The 19,945-nt window shown below is 42.7% G+C and carries 20 protein-coding genes; 19 read left to right on the top strand and 1 reads right to left on the bottom strand.

Features of this window, described 5'->3' with window-relative positions; all coding sequences use genetic code 11:
• Positions 1–12: 12 nt before the first annotated feature.
• The 4 genes from rsgA (at position 13) to spoVM (ending at position 2,420) form a co-directional block, all read left to right on the top strand.
• Complete coding sequence (gene rsgA, locus MHI08_RS07560; RefSeq protein ID WP_342500127.1) at positions 13–909, top strand: ribosome small subunit-dependent GTPase A; 897 nt, start codon at positions 13–15, stop codon at positions 907–909.
• A 3-nt stretch (positions 910–912) separates the two neighbouring features.
• Entirely contained in the window at positions 913–1,563 is a 651-nt protein-coding gene (rpe, locus tag MHI08_RS07565; RefSeq protein ID WP_342500128.1) for a ribulose-phosphate 3-epimerase, read from the top strand.
• Between the two features lie 60 nt (positions 1,564–1,623).
• Positions 1,624–2,268, top strand: coding sequence for a thiamine diphosphokinase (locus MHI08_RS07570; RefSeq protein WP_342500129.1), 645 nt, complete (start codon positions 1,624–1,626; stop codon positions 2,266–2,268).
• Positions 2,269–2,339: 71 nt separating this feature from the next.
• Positions 2,340–2,420, top strand: coding sequence for a stage V sporulation protein SpoVM (gene spoVM / locus MHI08_RS07575; protein ID WP_008354550.1), 81 nt, complete (start codon positions 2,340–2,342; stop codon positions 2,418–2,420).
• A 69-nt stretch (positions 2,421–2,489) separates the two neighbouring features.
• On the opposite strand, the gene rpmB is transcribed toward spoVM, so the two are convergent.
• Positions 2,490–2,678 (bottom strand): 50S ribosomal protein L28, encoded by a 189-nt coding sequence (rpmB, locus tag MHI08_RS07580; protein ID WP_003212514.1) that lies wholly within the window; start codon positions 2,676–2,678, stop codon positions 2,490–2,492.
• A gap of 271 nt (positions 2,679–2,949) precedes the next feature.
• Here rpmB and MHI08_RS07585 point away from each other — a divergent pair, with 271 nt between their 5' ends.
• The 15 genes from MHI08_RS07585 (at position 2,950) to ffh (ending at position 19,901) form a co-directional block, all read left to right on the top strand.
• On the top strand, positions 2,950–3,312 hold the full coding sequence (locus MHI08_RS07585; protein WP_008344871.1) for an Asp23/Gls24 family envelope stress response protein: 363 nt from the start codon (positions 2,950–2,952) through the stop codon (positions 3,310–3,312).
• Positions 3,313–3,327: 15 nt separating this feature from the next.
• A complete protein-coding gene (locus tag MHI08_RS07590; protein ID WP_342500130.1) occupies positions 3,328–5,001 on the top strand; it encodes a DAK2 domain-containing protein in 1,674 nt (557 codons plus the stop codon).
• A 148-nt stretch (positions 5,002–5,149) separates the two neighbouring features.
• Positions 5,150–5,812 (top strand): L-serine ammonia-lyase, iron-sulfur-dependent subunit beta, encoded by a 663-nt coding sequence (gene sdaAB, locus MHI08_RS07595; RefSeq protein WP_024424201.1) that lies wholly within the window; start codon positions 5,150–5,152, stop codon positions 5,810–5,812.
• A gap of 20 nt (positions 5,813–5,832) precedes the next feature.
• A complete protein-coding gene (sdaAA, locus tag MHI08_RS07600; protein WP_024424200.1) occupies positions 5,833–6,735 on the top strand; it encodes an L-serine ammonia-lyase, iron-sulfur-dependent, subunit alpha in 903 nt (300 codons plus the stop codon).
• Complete coding sequence (gene recG, locus MHI08_RS07605) at positions 6,713–8,761, top strand: ATP-dependent DNA helicase RecG (RefSeq protein WP_342500131.1); 2,049 nt, start codon at positions 6,713–6,715, stop codon at positions 8,759–8,761. Before sdaAA ends, recG begins: the two co-directional genes overlap by 23 nt.
• A gap of 112 nt (positions 8,762–8,873) precedes the next feature.
• Positions 8,874–9,440 (top strand): transcription factor FapR, encoded by a 567-nt coding sequence (gene fapR, locus MHI08_RS07610; RefSeq protein WP_024424199.1) that lies wholly within the window; start codon positions 8,874–8,876, stop codon positions 9,438–9,440.
• Positions 9,441–9,455: 15 nt separating this feature from the next.
• Positions 9,456–10,454, top strand: coding sequence for a phosphate acyltransferase PlsX (plsX, locus tag MHI08_RS07615; protein ID WP_024426965.1), 999 nt, complete (start codon positions 9,456–9,458; stop codon positions 10,452–10,454).
• 16 nt (positions 10,455–10,470) lie between these two features.
• The gene (fabD, locus tag MHI08_RS07620) at positions 10,471–11,415 is read left to right on the top strand and encodes an ACP S-malonyltransferase (RefSeq protein WP_024424197.1); all 945 of its coding nucleotides are present in this window, start codon (positions 10,471–10,473) and stop codon (positions 11,413–11,415) included.
• Complete coding sequence (gene fabG / locus MHI08_RS07625) at positions 11,415–12,158, top strand: 3-oxoacyl-[acyl-carrier-protein] reductase (RefSeq protein ID WP_025092570.1); 744 nt, start codon at positions 11,415–11,417, stop codon at positions 12,156–12,158. The genes fabD and fabG overlap by 1 nt, the downstream gene beginning before the upstream one ends.
• A gap of 81 nt (positions 12,159–12,239) precedes the next feature.
• Complete coding sequence (gene acpP, locus MHI08_RS07630; RefSeq protein ID WP_003212028.1) at positions 12,240–12,473, top strand: acyl carrier protein; 234 nt, start codon at positions 12,240–12,242, stop codon at positions 12,471–12,473.
• 181 nt (positions 12,474–12,654) lie between these two features.
• Positions 12,655–13,398 (top strand): ribonuclease III, encoded by a 744-nt coding sequence (rnc, locus tag MHI08_RS07635; protein ID WP_008344850.1) that lies wholly within the window; start codon positions 12,655–12,657, stop codon positions 13,396–13,398.
• Between the two features lie 105 nt (positions 13,399–13,503).
• The gene (gene smc, locus MHI08_RS07640) at positions 13,504–17,064 is read left to right on the top strand and encodes a chromosome segregation protein SMC (RefSeq protein WP_342500132.1); all 3,561 of its coding nucleotides are present in this window, start codon (positions 13,504–13,506) and stop codon (positions 17,062–17,064) included.
• 21 nt (positions 17,065–17,085) lie between these two features.
• The gene (gene ftsY / locus MHI08_RS07645; protein ID WP_024424194.1) at positions 17,086–18,072 is read left to right on the top strand and encodes a signal recognition particle-docking protein FtsY; all 987 of its coding nucleotides are present in this window, start codon (positions 17,086–17,088) and stop codon (positions 18,070–18,072) included.
• A 142-nt stretch (positions 18,073–18,214) separates the two neighbouring features.
• Entirely contained in the window at positions 18,215–18,547 is a 333-nt protein-coding gene (locus tag MHI08_RS07650; protein WP_012009935.1) for a putative DNA-binding protein, read from the top strand.
• Between the two features lie 13 nt (positions 18,548–18,560).
• Positions 18,561–19,901, top strand: a complete 1,341-nt coding sequence (gene ffh, locus MHI08_RS07655) for a signal recognition particle protein (protein ID WP_024426967.1) — start codon at positions 18,561–18,563, stop codon at positions 19,899–19,901.
• Positions 19,902–19,945: the final 44 nt, after the last annotated feature.

Genomic DNA, 19,945 nt, shown 5'->3' on the forward strand with positions numbered 1-19,945 from the left:
AGGAGGGACTTTATGCCTGAGGGCAAAATTATTAAAGCATTAAGCGGATTTTATTATGTGCTCGATGAGTCTCTAGAAAGTGGAAAAGTGATTCAGTGCAGAGCGAGAGGCATTTTTCGAAAAAACAAAATCACACCTCTAGTTGGAGATTATGTCGTATATCAAGCGGATAACGATAAAGAAGGCTATTTATTAGAAGTAAAAGAGCGGACAAACGAACTTGTTCGTCCGCCTATTAGTAACGTCGATCAAGCGGTGCTCGTTTTCTCTGCGACAGAACCGACCTTTAGCACATCGCTTTTAGACAGATTTCTAGTGCTGGTGGAAGCAAATGATATTAAGCCGATTATCTGTATCACAAAAATGGACTTATTGAAAACAGATGAAGAGCGTGAAAGTATTCAAGGCTATGCAGAGGACTATCGGCAAATTGGATATGATGTTCATGTAACATCCACGATCGAGGGAGACGGAATTGAAAAGCTGACCCCGCATTTTCACAATAAAATCACTGTATTTGCCGGTCAGTCTGGTGTAGGTAAGTCCTCTCTTTTAAATGCGATGAGTCCTGATTTGGCGCTGAAAACCAATGATATTTCCTCTCATCTTGGAAGGGGGAAGCATACGACAAGACATGTCGAACTCATTCGTACAGCAGAAGGGCTCATTGCAGATACACCTGGCTTTAGCTCGCTCGAATTTACCGGTATCGAAGCGGAAGATTTAGGTCTTTACTTTTTAGAAATCAAAGAGCGGAGTGCTGATTGTAAGTTTAGAGGCTGCCTGCACGTGAAAGAGCCAGGCTGTGCGGTAAAAGATGCGGTCGAACAAGAGCAAATCAGAGAGTATCGCTATCAGCATTATTTAGAGTTTTTAACTGAAATCAAAGACAGAAAGCCGAGGTACTAAATCATGGTTTATATTGCCCCTTCCATTTTATCAGCAGATTTCGCCAATTTGGAGAAAGATATCCGTGATGTGGAACAAGGCGGAGCGGATTACATCCATATCGATGTGATGGACGGCCATTTTGTACCGAATATCACATTTGGGCCGAATGTTGTGGAAGCGATCAGACCGCATACAAAGCTGCCGCTCGATGTTCACTTAATGATTGAGCAGCCAGACCGGTATATCTCTACATTCGCCAAAGCAGGTGCTGACATTATTTCTGTCCATGTAGAGGCTTGTCCACACTTGCACCGAACGATACAGCACATAAAAGAACAAGGTGTAAAAGCAGGTATCGTCTTAAACCCGCACACACCTGTTTCCCACATTGAGCATGTATTAGAGGATGTAGACCTTGTCTTATTCATGACGGTGAATCCTGGTTTTGGCGGACAGGCGTTTATTCCATCTGTCCTCGAGAAGGTAAAAGAAGTGAAGTCCCTTAGCGAACAAAAGGGCTTATCAGACTTACTCATAGAAATAGACGGCGGTGTCAATGTAGAGACTGCAAAGAGCTGTAAAGAGGCGGGCGCTAACTTACTTGTGGCCGGCTCAGCGGTATACGGTAAAAACAACCGTGCAGCCGCTATTCAGGCCATTCGAGAAGCGTAAAAAAAGGAACCAAAGTCACTCTGATCTTTGGTTCTTTTTACATGGAGAGGAGCGTATATCATGCACATACATATCGTAGCCGGCGGTCCTTTTGAATACATCCCGCCCCTTGTACAGGAAGCATCACAGGACGATATTCTCTGGGTCGGTGTAGACCGGGGGACGCTTTTTTTACTAGAGCGCGGCATCATGCCTGCCAAGGCTTTTGGTGATTTTGACAGTGTGACAGAAGAAGAGCTTTGCGAGCTGAAAAAGAAATTGCCTGCCCTGAATGTATTTCAGGCTGAAAAGGATGAAACCGATTTAGAGCTTGCGCTGAACTGGGCCATGCGCCAGCACCCAGCGCATATTCACATCTACGGCATTACAGGAGGAAGGGCTGATCATTTTCTAGGAAATATTCACCTTCTATATCAAGGCATTCAGCACAAGAAAAACATTACTCTTGTAGATAAACAAAATATCATTCAAATGTTTGGGCCTGGTACATACGAAATAAAAGAAGACCCGGATAAAAAATATGTGTCGTTTCTGCCCTTTGGTACATCGGTTGAAAAGCTGACATTAAAAGGTTTCAAATATCCTCTGAAAAATTGTCATATTGAGCCTGGTTCCACACTATGTATTAGTAACGAACTCATCCACTCAAATGGTACTTTTTCTTTTCATGAAGGCATATTAATAATGGTAAGAAGCAAAGATTGACCAACCTATCAATGTGGATGGCTGATTAAGCTCAATTGTGCTGCAAGCGGTACTTTTAGGAGGGGGACAAAATGAAATTTTATACAATCAAACTGCCTAGATTTCTTGGCGGCATTGTCCGTGCGATGCTTGGTTCATTTAAAAAAGATTAATGAGTAATCTCCTTTATTTCCACATAAAAACGCCTGCTACAGTTTATTGTAGCAGGCGTTTACTCTTGCTTATACACGCTCAACTTTACCAGATTTCAAAGCTCGAGCTGATACATATACTCTTTTAGGCTTACCGTCCACTAGAATACGAACTTTTTGAAGGTTCGCGCCCCATGTACGTTTTGTAGAGTTCATTGCGTGAGAACGGTTGTTCCCAGCTTTTGTTTTTCTGCCTGTAATAACGCATTTACGTGCCATTTGTTTCCCTCCTAACTGCGAAAACATCATCATATTCTTCATATACGTACTTAGAGATGCCTCAAGATACTTTAATAATTTACCACAGCTTCAAGGGGTTTGCAAGGATTGTTTACTCCTCTTTCAAGAAAAATACCTTGACATCTTGATAAAAAATCAAGGCTATAGTATAAGTAGGATTGGGTCGGATTGAATGATTTCTTTTAAAAAGAAGGGTCTTATAGTAAAATAGTGATAACTCAGGGCAATTTCTCAAAAAGGGGGAACCAATGTGTCCATTGAACTTAGAACGAAATACGGACAAATTGATATATCAAATGAAGTCATTGCAATGGTGGCAGGAGGCGCTGCGATCGATTGCTATGGTATTGTTGGCATGGCGTCCAAAAATCAAATCAAGGACGGTTTGACGGATATTCTCCGCAAAGAGAACTTCAGCCGGGGTGTTCTTGTGCGTCAAAAAGAAGACCGCATTCATATTGATATGTACATCATCGTCAGCTACGGTACAAAAATATCAGAAGTCGCACATAATGTTCAAACGAAAGTCAAATACACGATTCATCACACAATTGGACTTTCTGTTGACTCGGTCAACATTTATGTACAAGGAGTAAAAGTTACGAACCCGTAGTAAGGAGGAAATATATTGTCTATTAGAAATCTTGATGGCCGCTCATTTGCAAAAATGATTCTTGCAGGTGCTCACCATCTTTCTCAAAACGCACAAATTGTGGATGCGTTAAATGTTTTTCCAGTGCCAGACGGAGACACGGGGACAAATATGAATTTGTCGATGACTTCAGGGGCAAAAGCAGTTGAAGAAACAAATACCGATCATATTGGGAAGGTCGGCGTGGCTCTCTCGAAAGGGTTATTGATGGGCGCAAGAGGAAACTCAGGCGTGATCCTGTCACAGCTCTTTAGAGGTTTCAGTAAACATATTGAACAAAAAGAAACGATTGATGCAAAAGAATTTGCTCTTGCCTTACAGGCGGGTGTTGATACAGCATATAAAGCCGTGATGAAACCGATTGAAGGAACCATCTTAACGGTTGCAAAGGATGCAGCAAAGAAAGCGGTTGCTGTTTCAGCGGCAGAAGATCAAATTGACCGCGTTCTAGAGTTGACGATTGAGGAAGCAAGAGCATCACTTGATCGAACGCCAGATCTGCTTCCTGTCTTAAAAGAAGTGGGTGTTGTCGATAGTGGAGGTAAAGGACTTCTATGCGTATATGAAGGTTTCCTTGCTTCATTAAGAGGAGAAGAGCTTCCTCCTAGAGCTGCTTCTTTACCGACGCTAAAAGAACTTGTCAGTGCAGAGCATCATAAAAGTGCGCAAAGCCATATGAACACAGAAGATATCGAATTTGGCTACTGTACTGAATTTATGGTGAAATTTGAAGAAGACAAACAGTCCTTTGATGAGAATGCCTTCAGAGAAGATTTAAGTGAATTCGGAGATTCACTTCTTGTGGTGTCTGACGATACACTTGCGAAAGTTCATATTCATGCAGAGCAGCCGGGAGATGTTTTATCATATGCACAGCGCTACGGCAGCTTGATTAATATGAAAATTGAAAACATGAGAGAGCAGCATAGCTCAATCGTAAACGAAGAAAGAGAACATGCACCTGCTGCACCAAAAGCACCTGCTGCTGAAAAACAGCGCTTTGGCGTCGTCAGTGTCGCAATGGGAGAAGGAATTGCTGACTTGTTCAAAAGCATCGGAGCTTCCGTCGTCATTGAAGGCGGGCAGACGATGAATCCGAGCACAGAAGACATTGTCACAGCAATAGAAAGCGTACATGCCGAAACCGTCTTTATCTTACCTAATAATTCTAATATTGTCATGGCAGCTAAACAGGCGGCAACTGTCTCAAACCGTGAGGTCGTTGTCATTCCGACGAAGACTGTTCCTCAAGGAATGTCGGCACTTCTTTCTCTCAATGAAGCAGTTTCAAATGAAGATAACGAAAGAGCGATGCTAGAAGCGATTGACCATGTGAAAAGCGGGCAAATTACCTTTGCAGTGAGAGATACTCAAATTGATGGAATCGACATTGCGAAAGGTGACTATATGGGTCTGTTCAACGGGAAAATCACCTTAACATCGAAAAATCAATTAGATGCAGCAAAAGAACTTCTCGCCAAAATGGTGACAGAAGATGATGAGATTGTCACCATCATTAAAGGGGAAGATGCATCATCTGATGAGCTGGATGCGTTACAAGCCTTTATTGAAGAAACATTTGAAGATGTAGAAGTTGAAGTCCACGATGGAAAACAGCCGCTTTATTCATATATTTTGGCGGTTGAATAACGAAAGAAGGGCAAATAAAGCCCTTCTTCTTCTTTTGCAATTTTTTACTAGCCATTCCACGGTGAAATGAGTTGCGGGAAACGAATGAATCCATTAGTCTAAAGAAAGAACCAAACCATACGTGAGTGGTGATGAGAGGGGAAGACCTATGAAATTTAGAAGTGTGTTTGATATTATTGGACCTGTCATGATTGGGCCATCAAGTTCGCACACAGCGGGTGCGGCTCGTATCGGGAGAGTAGCTCGCAGCTTATTTGGAAGAGAGCCGAAACGAATTGTCGTTTCATTTTATGGTTCTTTTAAAGATACGTATAAAGGACACGGTACAGATGTCGCCATTATCGGCGGTGTTCTTGATTTTGATACATTTGATGAACGAATCAAAACAGCGATCGATATTGCTAAAAGCAAAGAGATCGATATTGAATTTAAAGAAGAAGAGGCAGTGCCGGCGCATCCAAATACAGCAAAAGTAGAGATTTCAGATGCGAACGGAAGCCTTGAATTAATTGGCATTTCCATCGGCGGAGGTAAAATTGAAATCACAGAATTAAATGGCTTTGAGCTCAGGCTTTCAGGGAATCATCCTGCCATTCTTGTGGTTCATAACGATCGCTACGGGACGATTGCGGCAGTTGCCAATGTCTTAGCGAAATTCGCCATCAACATCGGTCATATGGAAGTGGCACGTAAAGATGTCGGGCAAGAGGCACTGATGACGATTGAAGTGGATCAAAATATTGACCCAGCGGTCCTATCAGAGCTTGAAACACTGCCAAACATTATTCAAGTCACACAAATTGCAGAGTAACAACAAGGAGGTTATGAATGATGTTTAAAAACGTCAAAGAACTCGTGCAGCTAACAGAAGAACGGAATACCTCCATTTCAGAAATTATGATTGTGCAAGAAATGGAAGTGACAGGGAAGTCACGTGAAGAAATTTTCTCCCAGATGTACCGCAACCTAGAAGTGATGGAGCAGGCTGTTGAAAACGGGCTGAAGGGTGTGAAATCATTATCAGGGTTAACAGGCGGAGATGCAGTCAAACTTCAAGCCTATATCGCGTCAGGCAAAACGCTGTCTGGTCATACGATATTAGATGCTGTAAGTAAGGCTGTTGCAACAAATGAAGTCAATGCTGCAATGGGAACCATTTGTGCAACGCCTACAGCAGGCTCAGCAGGTGTTGTACCAGGTACGTTATTTGCAGTAAAAGAAACATTAAAGCCAACAAAGGAACAAATGGTCAGATTCCTGTTTACTTCTGGTGCATTTGGTTTTGTTGTGGCGAATAACGCCAGCATTTCTGGTGCAGCAGGCGGCTGTCAGGCAGAGGTAGGTTCTGCATCAGGTATGGCAGCAGCAGCAATTGTCGAAATGGCAGGCGGTACACCGCAGCAATCTGCAGAAGCGATGGCGATTACACTGAAAAATATGCTTGGACTTGTTTGCGATCCAGTAGCAGGACTTGTCGAAGTGCCGTGCGTGAAACGAAATGCAATGGGTGCATCTAACGCTATGATCGCAGCAGACATGGCACTTGCCGGCATCACTAGCCGCATTCCTTGTGATGAAGTCATTGATGCGATGTACAAAATCGGTCAAACGATGCCAACAGCTCTTCGTGAAACAGCCCAAGGCGGACTCGCTGCGACACCGACAGCAAGAGAGCTTGAAAAGAAGATTTTCGGAGGTGTGACCTCATCTCGTGATACAGAAACTGCAAGATAATGTCTCTGTCCTGAAGGGGATTGGAGAGGAAACCGAAAAAACACTCAATGAACTTGGAATCTACACAGTAGCCGATTTACTCGGCTACTTTCCTTATCGATATGACGACTATGAGCTTCGTAACTTAGAAGAAGTAAGGCATGACGAACGTGTCACAGTTGAAGGGAAAGTACATAGTGAGCCCGTTCTCACCTATTATGGAAAAAAACGAAGCAGGCTGACATTCAGGCTGCTTGTCGGGCGTTTTCTCATTACAGCGATTTGTTTCAATCGTCCATATTTAAAACGAAGCCTTGTGTTAGGTGATACAGTTTCCGTCACAGGAAAATGGGATAAAAACCGCCAATCTATCATGGTACAGGAATTTAAAAAAGGGACGCACGAGCAAGATGGCAGTATAGAACCCGTTTATTCAGTAAAAGAAAATGTGACCGTGAAAATGATGAGACGCTTTGTGAAACAAACTTTGTCACTTTATGTAGACAAAGCTGAAGATCCATTGCCAAAGCAGCTTGTCTCTGCTTATAAGCTCATGTCCTATCAGGAAGCATTAAAAACCATTCATCTCCCAGAAACAAGAGACTCGCTCAAGCAAGCAAGACGACGTTTTGTGTACGAGGAATTTCTCATCTTTCAGCTGAAGATGCAGGCGATTAGAAAGAAAGAACGAGAGAGAACATCGGGCATCCAGCATCCGTTTTCCAAAGAAGCTGTTTTTGAGTTTGTTCACAGCCTGCCATTTCCACTGACAAAGGCACAATCAAGAGTGCTTGATGAAATCATGTCGGACATGGCGTCTCCATATCGAATGAACCGGCTGCTCCAAGGAGATGTAGGTTCAGGCAAAACAGCTGTTGCAGCCATTGCGCTTTATGCCGCTCATTTATCAGGTTTTCAAGGTGCATTAATGGTCCCAACAGAAATTTTGGCAGAGCAGCATGCCGATTCACTTTACCAGCTGTTTGAAAAATGGGGGCTGAATATTGCCCTTTTGACAAGCTCTGTGAAAGGAAAGCGACGCAGAGAATTGCTTGAACGTTTAAAAGAAGGCGAGATTGACATATTAGTCGGCACGCACGCACTCATTCAAGACGAAGTCGAATTTCAGCAGCTCGGTCTCGTCATCACAGATGAGCAGCACCGGTTTGGCGTCGAGCAGCGAAAAAAACTGCGAAGTAAAGGACAGGACCCAGATGTCTTGTTTATGACGGCCACACCTATTCCGCGAACACTTGCGATCACTGTCTTTGGAGAAATGGACGTATCCGTCATTGATGAATTGCCAGCTGGCAGAAAACAAATCGAAACGTATTGGGTGAAGCATGACATGCTTGAGAGAATTCTTGCTTTTGTGGATAAAGAGCTGAGAAAAGGCAGACAGGCATATATTATTTGTCCGCTCATTGAAGAATCAGACAAGCTGGATGTGCAAAATGCGCTTGATGTCCATAGCATGCTCACCGAGGCATACCGCGGCAAGTGGTCAATCGGCTTAATGCATGGGAAGCTGGCGAGTGATGAAAAAGATCAGGTCATGAGAGCCTTTACCGCAAATGAAGTACAAATTCTTGTTTCAACCACAGTCGTTGAAGTCGGGGTCAACGTGCCGAATGCAACCATCATGGTCATTTATGATGCAGACCGTTTCGGACTGTCTCAGCTTCATCAGCTAAGAGGCCGGGTCGGACGAGGAGAGCATCAATCATTTTGTATTTTAATGGCTGATCCGAAGTCAGAAACGGGGAAAGAGCGGATGCGGATCATGTCCGAAACAACCGATGGCTTTGAGCTGTCTGAAAAGGACTTAGAACTAAGAGGACCCGGCGATTTCTTCGGTAAAAAACAAAGCGGGATGCCAGAATTTAAGGTAGCAGATATGGTTCACGACTATAGAGCGCTGGAAACGGCTAGAAAAGATGCAGCAGATCTTGTCCAATCGGACGCCTTTTGGACTGATCCCGAATACAAAGAACTTCGGCAAACGCTGATAGACAGCGGTGTGCTGGGAGGAGATAAATTAAGCTGATCAAACGCTGGAGAAATTTTCTTGTCTTTTTGAAACAAGGATTGATTTATCATCTATGAGATTATATACTACTATTAGTACCTAGTCATAAATGTACGGATGGTGTCTGCATATGAAACTAAATAAAAAAGAACGTCAAAAGCTTCTCCAGCAAACGATCAGCTCGACTCCATTCATTACTGATGAAGAATTGGCAAGTAAATTCGGTGTCAGCATACAAACGGTTCGTCTTGATCGTTTAGAGCTGTCGATCCCTGAATTACGCGAAAGAATTAAGCATGTGGCCGAAAAGACATTAGAGGATGAAGTAAAGTCACTTCCACTGGATGAAGTGATTGGAGAAATGATTGATGTAGAGCTTGATGACCAAGCCATTTCCATTTTAGAAGTGAGAAAAGAGCATGTATTCAGCCGAAACCAAATTGCCAGGGGACATCATCTCTTCGCCCAGGCAAATTCGCTGGCAGTTGCCGTCATTGACGATGAACTGGCTTTGACAGCAAAAGCGAATATCAGGTTTACAAGGCAGGTGAAACAAGGCGAAAGAGTCGTCTCTAAAGCCAAAGTAGCCTCACATGATAAAGAAAAAGGAAGAACCGTAGTTGAAGTAAACAGCTATGTTGGTGAGGAAGTTGTCTTCTCAGGTGACTTCGTCATGTATCGCTCAAAACAAAAGTAAAAGGTGGCACGTAATATGAGAATTGCAGTCGATGCAATGGGGGGAGATCATGCCCCTAAAGCCATTATTGACGGTGTGCAAAAAAGCTTAACAGCATTTTCAGATATCGAGATTACACTTGTCGGCGATGAAAACAAAATCAAACCATACATAACAAACAACGATCGCATCACGATTTTAGATGCAAAAGAAGTCATCGAACCGACGGATGAACCAGTGCGTGCAGTCAGACGTAAAAAGGATTCATCTATGGTGAAAATGGCGCAGGAAGTATCCGAGGGACGAGCAGATGCCTGCATCTCAGCAGGAAATACTGGCGCCCTCATGACAGCGGGACTGTTTATCGTAGGCAGAATTGACGGTATTGACAGACCAGCCCTTGCCCCAACTTTGCCAACACTGGATGGCAGCGGCTTCTTATTACTGGATGTTGGTGCCAACGTTGATGCTAAACCAGAGCATCTCGTGCAATATGCCATGATGGGATCAATCTACGCAGAGCGTGTTTTCCCAAAGAGCAATCCGCGTGTTGGACTGTTAAATGTAGGAACTGAAGATAAAAAAGGCAACGATTTAACGAAAAAAACCTTTGAATTATTAAAAGCTTCCGACTTGAATTTCGTAGGAAATGTAGAGTCCCGTGACTTATTAGAAGGTGTTGCTGACGTTGTTGTTACAGATGGTTTCACAGGAAATATTGCGCTTAAAACAATTGAAGGCACAGCCCTTTCTGTTTTTAAAATGCTGAAAGAAACTTTAACATCAAGCTTCACAGCAAAAATTGCAGCAGGCATGATGAAGCCGAAATTGATGCAGATGAAATCTAAAATGGATTACTCCGAATATGGCGGTGCCGCTTTATTTGGTTTAAAGGCACCTGTTATTAAAGCGCACGGCTCCTCTGATGAAAATGCCATTTTCCATGCAATTCGTCAGGCGCGTGATATCGTAGAAAAAGATGTTTCAGCTATCATTCATCAAGAAGTCCAAAAAGAAACGACGAAAGAGTCTTAATTGGAGGTAAAGCAGCATGACTAAAATTGCATTTTTATTCCCTGGCCAAGGCTCTCAAAAAATTGGCATGGGAAAAGATTTATTTGACCAAGAAGCAGTATCTAAAGCTGTTTTTGAAGAAGCAGACAATACCCTCGGGTTTGACTTATCTTCTATGATTTTTGAAGGGGATGCAGAAGAACTGACGCTCACCTTTAACGCGCAGCCAGCTCTTTTAACGACAAGTATCGCCATCTTAAAGAAATTTGAAGAGAGCGGAATCAAAGCAGATTATGCAGCAGGACACAGTCTTGGTGAATACACTGCCCTCGTTGCAGCAGGCGCACTTTCGTTTAAAGATGCTGTTTATGCAGTCAGAAAGCGCGGAGAATTAATGAATGAAGCTGTTCCAGCAGGAGAAGGCGCCATGGCAGCAATTCTTGGCTTAGACAAAGCGGCACTTGAAGAAGTGACAAAAGAAGTGACAGAGAGCGGTCACCTTGTAGAGCTCGCTAACTTAAACTGTCCTGGTCAAATCGTGATATCTGGTACAGCAAAAGGAGTAGAACTTGCTTCAGAGAAAGCGAAAGAAAAAGGCGCAAAACGTGCAATTGCCCTTGAAGTAAGCGGACCTTTCCATTCTGCATTAATGAAACCAGCCGCTGAAAAATTTACAGATGTTTTGTCAAAGCTGGACATTGCAGATGCGAAAACTCCGGTCATCTCAAACGTAACAGCAGACATCGTAACTTCTCGTGATGAAATTGAGACAAAGCTCATTGAACAACTGTATTCTCCAGTTCGTTTTGAAGAAAGTGTGGAACGCCTCATTGATTTAGGTGTGACAACATTTATTGAAATTGGTCCTGGCAAAGTGCTTTCAGGTCTTGTGAAAAAAGTGAATCGCCGTCTGACGACGATTTCCGTTTCAGATCAAGAAACAATTGAAGCAGCCATTCAAACACTCAAGGGGGATTCTTGATGCTTACAAATAAAACAGCCGTTGTAACAGGAGCATCACGCGGGATTGGTCGTTCCATCGCGATCGATCTAGCGAAAAGTGGTGCAAATGTTGTCGTGAACTATTCTGGAAACGAAGCAAAAGCAAATGAAGTCGTAGATGAAATCAAAGCACTCGGCCAGCAGGCATTTGCTGTGAAAGCTGATGTCTCAAATGCTGAAGAAGTACAATCCATGATGAAACAAGCAATTGATACCTTTGGTTCAATTGACATTCTTGTGAATAATGCAGGGATCACAAAGGACAACCTGCTCATGAGAATGAAAGAGAATGAATGGGATGATGTCATTAACATAAACTTAAAAGGTGTCTTTAACTGTACAAAAGCCGTGACACGTCAAATGATGAAGCAAAGAAGCGGAAGAATCATCAATTTGGCTTCAGTCGTTGGTGTGTGTGGAAACCCTGGACAAGCAAACTATGTTGCAGCAAAAGCTGGTGTCATCGGATTAACGAAAACAACAGCAAAAGAGCTGGCAACCCGTCATATTACTGTTAATGCAGTAGCACCAGGCTTTATTTCAACAGATATGACAGACAAGCTTGATGAAAATGTACAGACGGAAATGCTCAAGCAAATTCCGCTCGCACGCTTTGGTGCACCTGAAGATATTAGCAACGTCGTTGTCTTTTTAGCTTCAGAAGGAGCAGGTTATATTACAGGCCAAACCATCCAAGTAGATGGCGGAATGGTCATGTCCTAAGAAATATCAAAATTTCATTAGGTTTTCTCTAGTTTTTTAAAAACAATTCAACTATAATACTTTGAGGGGAGGTGAAAGGCAATGGCAGACGTATTAGAGCGTGTATCAAAAATTATTGTAGACCGCCTTGGCGTTGATGAGGCTGACGTGAAAATGGAAGCTTCATTTAAAGAAGATTTAGGCGCTGATTCCCTTGATGTAGTTGAGCTAGTTATGGAACTTGAAGATGAGTTCGATATGGAAATTTCTGACGAAGATGCTGAAAAAATTGCAACAGTCGGTGACGCTGTGAACTACATAAATAGCCAGCAATAAGCGTAACAAAGTCCCGTCTACTTTCGACGGGACTTTGAAAATTTATGTTAGTTTCAACACATTCAGCTGATCAATTGTCAGCCTTTTTCAGATGCTGGGAGCACTGTTTCCCTGCATGTAGAAAGAGAGACTCCATATAATCAGTATCCTTAAAGGCGATTACGCCTACCTGGAGGTTGCTATGCCAAAACAATATAAAGACAAACAGAAACAGAGCAAAAAACTAGAGCAATTTAGAGAATTCCAGCAGCGCATTTCTGTACACTTTAAAAATGAAAAGCTTCTATATCAAGCATTTACCCATTCCTCTTATGTGAATGAACACCGGAAAAAGCCATACGAGGACAATGAAAGACTTGAATTTTTAGGAGATGCTGTTTTAGAGTTGACCATCTCTCAATTCTTATTTGCGAAATATCCAGCGATGAGCGAGGGAGATTTAACGAAACTAAGAGCGGCGATCGTATGTGAACCGTCACTTGTATCACTAGCACACGAGCTGTCCTTCGGAGACCTTGTTCTTTTAGGAAAAGGCGAAGAAATGACAGGCGGCAGAAAACGCCCAGCACTCTTAGCGGACGTATTCGAGGCGTTTATCGGTGCACTTTATTTAGATCAAGGACTTGAGCCGGTTGAACGGTTCCTAGAAGCGTACGTTTATCCGAAAATTAACGATGGAGCATTCTCGCACGTCATGGACTTTAAAAGCCAGCTGCAAGAATTTGTACAGCGCGATGGAAAAGGTGTGCTTGAATACCGTATCCTGCATGAAAAAGGGCCAGCACATAACCGGGAATTTGAAGCAAATGTATCCCTTCGAGGTGAAGTGCTCGGAATTGGAAATGGACGCTCTAAAAAAGAAGCAGAACAGCACGCTGCACAGGAAGCACTTGCTAAATTGCAGAAACATCATATGAACCAATAAAATCCCCCTCGTTATTCAGGGGGATTTCACTCTGTTTTCCATCATCTTTTTTCACTTCATATGGTAAGATGATAGTACTTTAAATACATAAGGAGGATCACTCTCATGTTCCTCAAACGTTTAGACGTGATAGGATTCAAATCATTTGCACAGCGAGTGACCGTGGACTTTGTTAAAGGGGTCACAGCTGTTGTTGGACCAAACGGAAGCGGCAAAAGTAATATTACCGATGCCATCCGCTGGGTACTTGGAGAACAATCAGCGAAAAGCCTCCGCGGAGGAAAAATGGAAGATATCATTTTTGCAGGAAGTGACTCAAGAAAAAGAGTCAATCTAGCAGAGGTGACTTTAACGTTAGATAACGAAGATCACTTTTTACCGATCGATTTTCACGAAGTCAGTGTGACAAGAAGGGTTTATCGTTCAGGCGAAAGTGAATTTCTCATAAACAATCAATCTGTCCGCTTAAAGGATATTATTGATCTTTTCATGGATTCAGGTCTTGGAAAGGAAGCTTTTTCAATCATCAGTCAAGGAAAGGTAGAGGAAATTCTATCAAGCAAGGCAGAAGAGAGAAGAAGTATTTTTGAGGAAGCGGCTGGCGTTTTAAAATATAAAACAAGAAAGAAAAAAGCCGAAAATAAACTGTTTGAAACGCAGGACAACTTAAACCGAGTAGAAGATATTCTGCATGAACTAGAAGATCAAGTAGAACCATTAAGAATGCAAGCATCCATTGCAAAGGACTATTTGCAAAAAAAAGAAGAGCTTGAAAATGTCGAAATTGCCATCACTGTCCATGACATCGAAGCACTTCATGAAAAATGGACAACACTTGGTGAAGCAGTCGAGCGCTTCAAACAAGATGAAATGAAGCAGTCTACAGATATCCAAGCAAAAGAAGCCAAAATTGAAGAATCGAGAGACCGCATTCAAGCGCTTGACGAATCAATTAATGACCTGCAAGAAGTTCTTCTTTTCACAAGTGAAGAATTAGAAAAGCTTGAAGGAAAAAAAGAAGTGCTAAAAGAACGAAAAAAAAATGCGGCCGCAAACCAAGGACAGCTTGAAGAAACGCTCGTTCGTTTAACTGAAAAGCAGACGCTGTTAACCGAAAAGATTGAGCAGCAGAAAATCACGCGGGACAGCCTGCAAAAAGAAGTGCAGCAGCTAAAAGATGAAGTGAAAACAAAGCAGCATCAACTGTCGCTTCATAGTGAAGATGTGGAAGGTCAAATTGAACAGCTGAAAAGCGATTATTTTGATCTGCTCAATGAACAGGCTTCCATCCGTAATGAACGTAAATTACTAGAAGAACAGCAGCGCCAAGCGGCGATGCAGCTAGAGCGGCTGACGCAAAATAACCAAAAACATATCGAAGAACGAGTATCTGTCAAAGAAAAGAAAACAGAAGCTGAGCAGCAGCTTTCAGCACTGGAAGAAGACATTCTGGCTCAAGTCAAACGCTTTAGAGAAGCAGAACAAAAGCTTGAGCAAATAAAACGTCAATACGAGAAAAAAGAAACGGCTCTTTACCAAGCCTATCAATACGTACAGCAGGCAAAATCCAAAAAAGAAATGCTTGAATCCATGCAAGAAGACTTCTCAGGGTTTTTCCAAGGAGTGAAAGAGGTCTTAAAGGCAAAAGAACGGTTAGGCGGTATTCATGGTGCCATTGCAGAGCTGATTCAAACGGATCAGCAGTACGAGACAGCGATTGAAATTGCGCTGGGTGCAGCCACGCAGCACGTCGTTACAGAAAATGAAGCAGCTGCGAGACAAGCGATTGGTTACTTAAAGCAGCACTCCTTTGGACGTGCAACCTTCCTGCCAATGAACGTGATCAAAGAAAGAACCATTCAGCTCAGAGATGTTCAAACAGCAGAGCAGCATGCTGCATTTATCGGCGTAGCGAGTCACCTCGTTTCCTTTGACGAAAAGTATCAAAAGGTGATTCAGAATTTGCTTGGAACTGTGCTGATCGTTAGAGACTTAAAAGGCGCCAATGAACTGGCGAAAATGCTTGGACATCGTTACCGCATCGTGACCCTTGATGGAGATGTCGTAAACCCCGGCGGTTCAATGACTGGTGGCGGCGTAAAGAAAAAGAACAACTCTCTTCTTTCAAGAAACCGGGAGATCGAAACGTTAACAAAGCAGCTCGTTGAAATGGAAGAGAAAACAACGATCCTTGAAAAAGAAACAAAAGAAACAAAGCAATTGATCGGAGTAAACGAAAGCCAATTAAACGAACTGCGTCAGCGCGGCGAAACGCTTCGTGAAAAGCAGCAAGATCTCAAAGGGAAGCTATACGAACTGCAAGTTGCAGAAAAAAATATCAATGCTCATCTTGAACTCTATGATCAAGAAAAAGAAGAATTGCAGCAGCGTTCTACTGAACTTGCGGATAAGGACAAAAAGCAGGTCGCTCTAGAAGCCTCTATAGGTGAGAAACTGACGGCTCTTGATCAAGAAATCAATACATTAACAAAGCGTAAGCAGACGCAAAGCTCAACGAAGGAAACCATTTCTGCTGAATTAACTGAGCTGAAAATCTCGCTTGCCAAAAAAGAGCAGTCCTTAGCGAATGAACAAGAAAAGCTTTCGAGCTTAATGGCTGAATTAGAAGAAGCGGAACAGACGCTGATGGAAACAAAAGAAGATCTGTCACTCTTAACAAATGAAATGTCATCTAGTTCAAGCGGAGCCGAACAGCTGGAAGAAGCGGCGAAAGAGAAGCTGGAAAACAAAAACAAAACAACCGCACTCATTTCAGAGCGTCGTAAGCAGCGTCTCGCTCTTTCTGAAACATTAGAATTCGCTGAACGTGAGCTTAAAGAACAAAAACGTTTGTATAAGCAGCTCACCACAAGCTTAAAAGATGAAGAGATTAAGCTTGGCCGTATGGAAGTCGAGCTCGACAACCTGATCGCTTATTTGAACGAAGAATATGCCCTTTCGTTTGAAGGAGCAAAAGAGATGTATCAGTTGACGTTATCGCCAGATGAAGCAAGAAAACGAGTGAAGCTGATCAAACTAGCGATTGAAGAGCTTGGAACAGTGAACTTAGGCAGCATTGACGAGTATGAACGTGTGAATGAACGCTATCTCTTCTTAACAGAACAGCGAAATGATCTGACAGAAGCGAAAAATACATTATTCCAAGTCATCGAAGAAATGGATCAAGAGATGACAAAGCGTTTCTCTGAGACATTCTCTCAAATCCGCGGGCATTTTGAATCTGTTTTCCAAGCATTATTTGGCGGTGGGAGAGCAGATCTTAAGCTGACAGATCCAAATGATTTACTCAACTCTGGCGTTGATATTGTCGCGCAGCCGCCAGGGAAAAAACTGCAAAACTTAAGCCTTCTTTCAGGCGGAGAGAGAGCCTTAACAGCGATCGCTTTACTATTCTCTATTTTAAAAGTGAGACCTGTTCCATTCTGCGTGTTAGATGAGGTAGAAGCGGCACTTGATGAAGCAAATGTTTTCCGTTTTGCGCAATATTTAAAGAAATACAGCCAGGAAACACAGTTCATTGTCATTACGCACCGCAAGGGAACAATGGAAGAAGCCGATGTGCTCTACGGCGTGACCATGCAGGAATCAGGTGTTTCTAAGCTTGTATCTGTCAAACTAGAAGAAACGAAAGAGCTTGTCCAGTAATTAAAGGAGGTTTTTGAACCAATGAGCTTTTTTAAGAAATTAAAAGAAAAATTTACGCAGCAAACCGATTCAGTATCAGAAAAGTTTAAAGATGGACTCGAAAAAACGAGAAACTCCTTCCAAGGAAAAGTAAATGAACTGATTTCCCGCTATCGCAAGGTCGACGAAGACTTTTTTGAAGAGCTGGAAGAGGTTCTGATTGGAGCTGATGTCGGTTTCACAACTGTGATGGAACTGATTGATGAGCTGAAAAAAGAAGTGAAATTAAGAAACATTCAAGACCCAAGCGAAGTACAAGCGGTCATTTCTGAAAAACTGGTTGATATCTACAATAGCGGAGAGGAACAAATCTCTGCGCTGAACATTGAAGACGGGCGTTTGAATATCATTTTATTTGTAGGTGTCAACGGTGTTGGGAAAACAACGACGATCGGCAAGCTTGCAAACAAGCTGAAAAATGAAGGGAAATCCGTCATTTTAGCAGCAGGTGATACGTTCCGTGCCGGTGCCATCGAGCAGCTTGAAGTGTGGGGAGAGCGTTCAGGTGTTCCTGTCGTCAAACAAACAGCAGGCTCTGATCCAGCAGCGGTGATCTATGATGCCGTTCAATCAGCAAAAGCGAAAAATGCGGATGTCCTCATCTGCGATACAGCAGGAAGACTTCAAAACAAAGTCAACTTGATGAAAGAGCTGGAGAAAGTCAAGAGAGTCATTGAGCGCGAGGTTCCAGATGCACCTCATGAAGTATTGCTCGCTCTTGATGCGACAACGGGTCAAAACGCCATGGCACAAGCCAAGGAATTTTCTAAAGCGACAAATGTGACAGGGATTGCTTTAACAAAGCTTGACGGTACTGCAAAAGGCGGGATCGTTCTTGCGATTCGAAATGAGCTGAACATTCCCGTGAAGCTTGTTGGTTTAGGTGAAAAGGTGGACGATCTGCAAGAGTTTGATGCAGAATCGTATGTGTATGGATTATTCTCAGACGTAATTGATCAACAAGACTAACAAAAAAATGCCGGCGAAACTGCTGGCATTTTTATTTATACGCCGCTTCATGAAGTGACAAGATAAAAACTTGACACTCAGAAGAGAACCGTGTAAACTTATTGATGTAAAGGGAATGAACTTAACAAAGGGGAGAGAGCCCATGACGCTTGAAAAAACAACGAGAATGAATTACTTGTTTGACTTCTATCAATCGTTGTTGACCGCAAAGCAAAAGAGCTACATGTCGCTTTACTACCTAGACGATTTTTCCCTCGGTGAAATTGCGGATGAATATGAAGTATCAAGGCAGGCTGTTTATGATAATATTAAACGGACTGAAGCGATGCTTGAACAATATGAAGAAAAGCTGCTCTTGTTTAAGAAATTTAAAGAGCGTAAAGAACTTCTCAAAAAAATGAGAGAGCTTGTAGCTGATTCTGCGCAAACAGAAGAAGCAGAAGCTTTAATTGAATCGCTTGAGAAATTAGATTAGGAGGCGGCACAGTATGGCATTTGAAGGATTAGCCGACCGACTGCAGCAGACGATTTCAAAAATCCGCGGCAAAGGAAAAGTGTCAGAGCAAGATGTAAAAGAAATGATGCGCGAGGTACGCCTTGCCCTTCTTGAAGCTGACGTCAATTTTAAAGTAGTCAAAGACTTTGTGAAAAAGGTAAGTGAGCGGGCAGTTGGACAAGAGGTCATGAAAAGCCTTACCCCTGGACAGCAGGTCATTAAAGTTGTAAAAGAAGAACTCACTGAATTAATGGGCGGAGAAGAGAGTAAGATCGCTGTAGCGAAAAAATCTCCGACCGTCATTATGATGGTTGGTCTTCAAGGGGCAGGTAAAACAACCACAACTGGGAAGCTTGCCAATTTACTTCGCAAAAAACATAATCGCAAGCCGATGATGGTGGCTGCTGATATTTACCGACCAGCAGCAATCCAGCAGCTTCAAACGCTCGGGAAACAGCTTGATATGCCGGTGTTTTCATTAGGTGATCAAGTCAGCCCTGTCGAAATTGCCAAACAGGCAATTGAAAAAGCGAAAGAAGAACACCATGATTATGTCATTTTAGATACAGCAGGACGTCTTCATATCGATGAAGAATTAATGGATGAACTTCAGAAAGTAAAAGAAGTAGCGAATCCAGAAGAAATTTTCCTAGTTGTTGACTCTATGACAGGTCAAGATGCTGTCAATGTCGCGAAAAGCTTTAATGAACAGCTTGGTTTAACGGGTGTCGTTCTAACAAAACTAGACGGTGATACAAGAGGCGGTGCAGCACTTTCTATTCGAGCTGTCACCAACACGCCGATTAAATTCGCTGCACTAGGAGAAAAGCTTGATGCGATTGAACCATTCCATCCGGAGCGGATGGCATCAAGAATTCTTGGCATGGGAGATGTGCTCACGCTGATTGAAAAAGCACAGGCAAACGTCGACCAAGATAAAGCGAAAGAGCTTGAGCAAAAAATGCGGACAATGAGCTTCACGCTCGATGATTTCCTCGAGCAGCTTGGCCAAGTTCGGAATATGGGTCCTCTTGATGAACTGATCCAAATGATGCCGGGAGCCGGTAAAATGAAAGGGCTCAAAAACGTCCAAGTAGACGAAAAGCAGCTCAATCACATCGAAGCGATCATTAAATCAATGACGACTCAGGAAAAAGAACAGCCAGAGGTCATCAATGCAAGCCGCAGAAAACGGATTGCAAAAGGAAGCGGAACATCTGTACAGGAAGTCAATCGCCTTTTAAAGCAATTTGATGAAATGAAAAAGATGATGAAGCAAATGACCAACATGTCCAAAGGAAAGAAAAAGGGCTTTAAATTACCATTTATGTAATTGGTTATACATGATAAAACCGTTGTTAAGAAAAAACACTTTAC

It is taken from the genome of Bacillus sp. FSL M7-0791 (genome assembly GCF_038627085.1).
GTDB lineage: Bacteria > Bacillota > Bacilli > Bacillales > Bacillaceae > Bacillus > Bacillus safensis.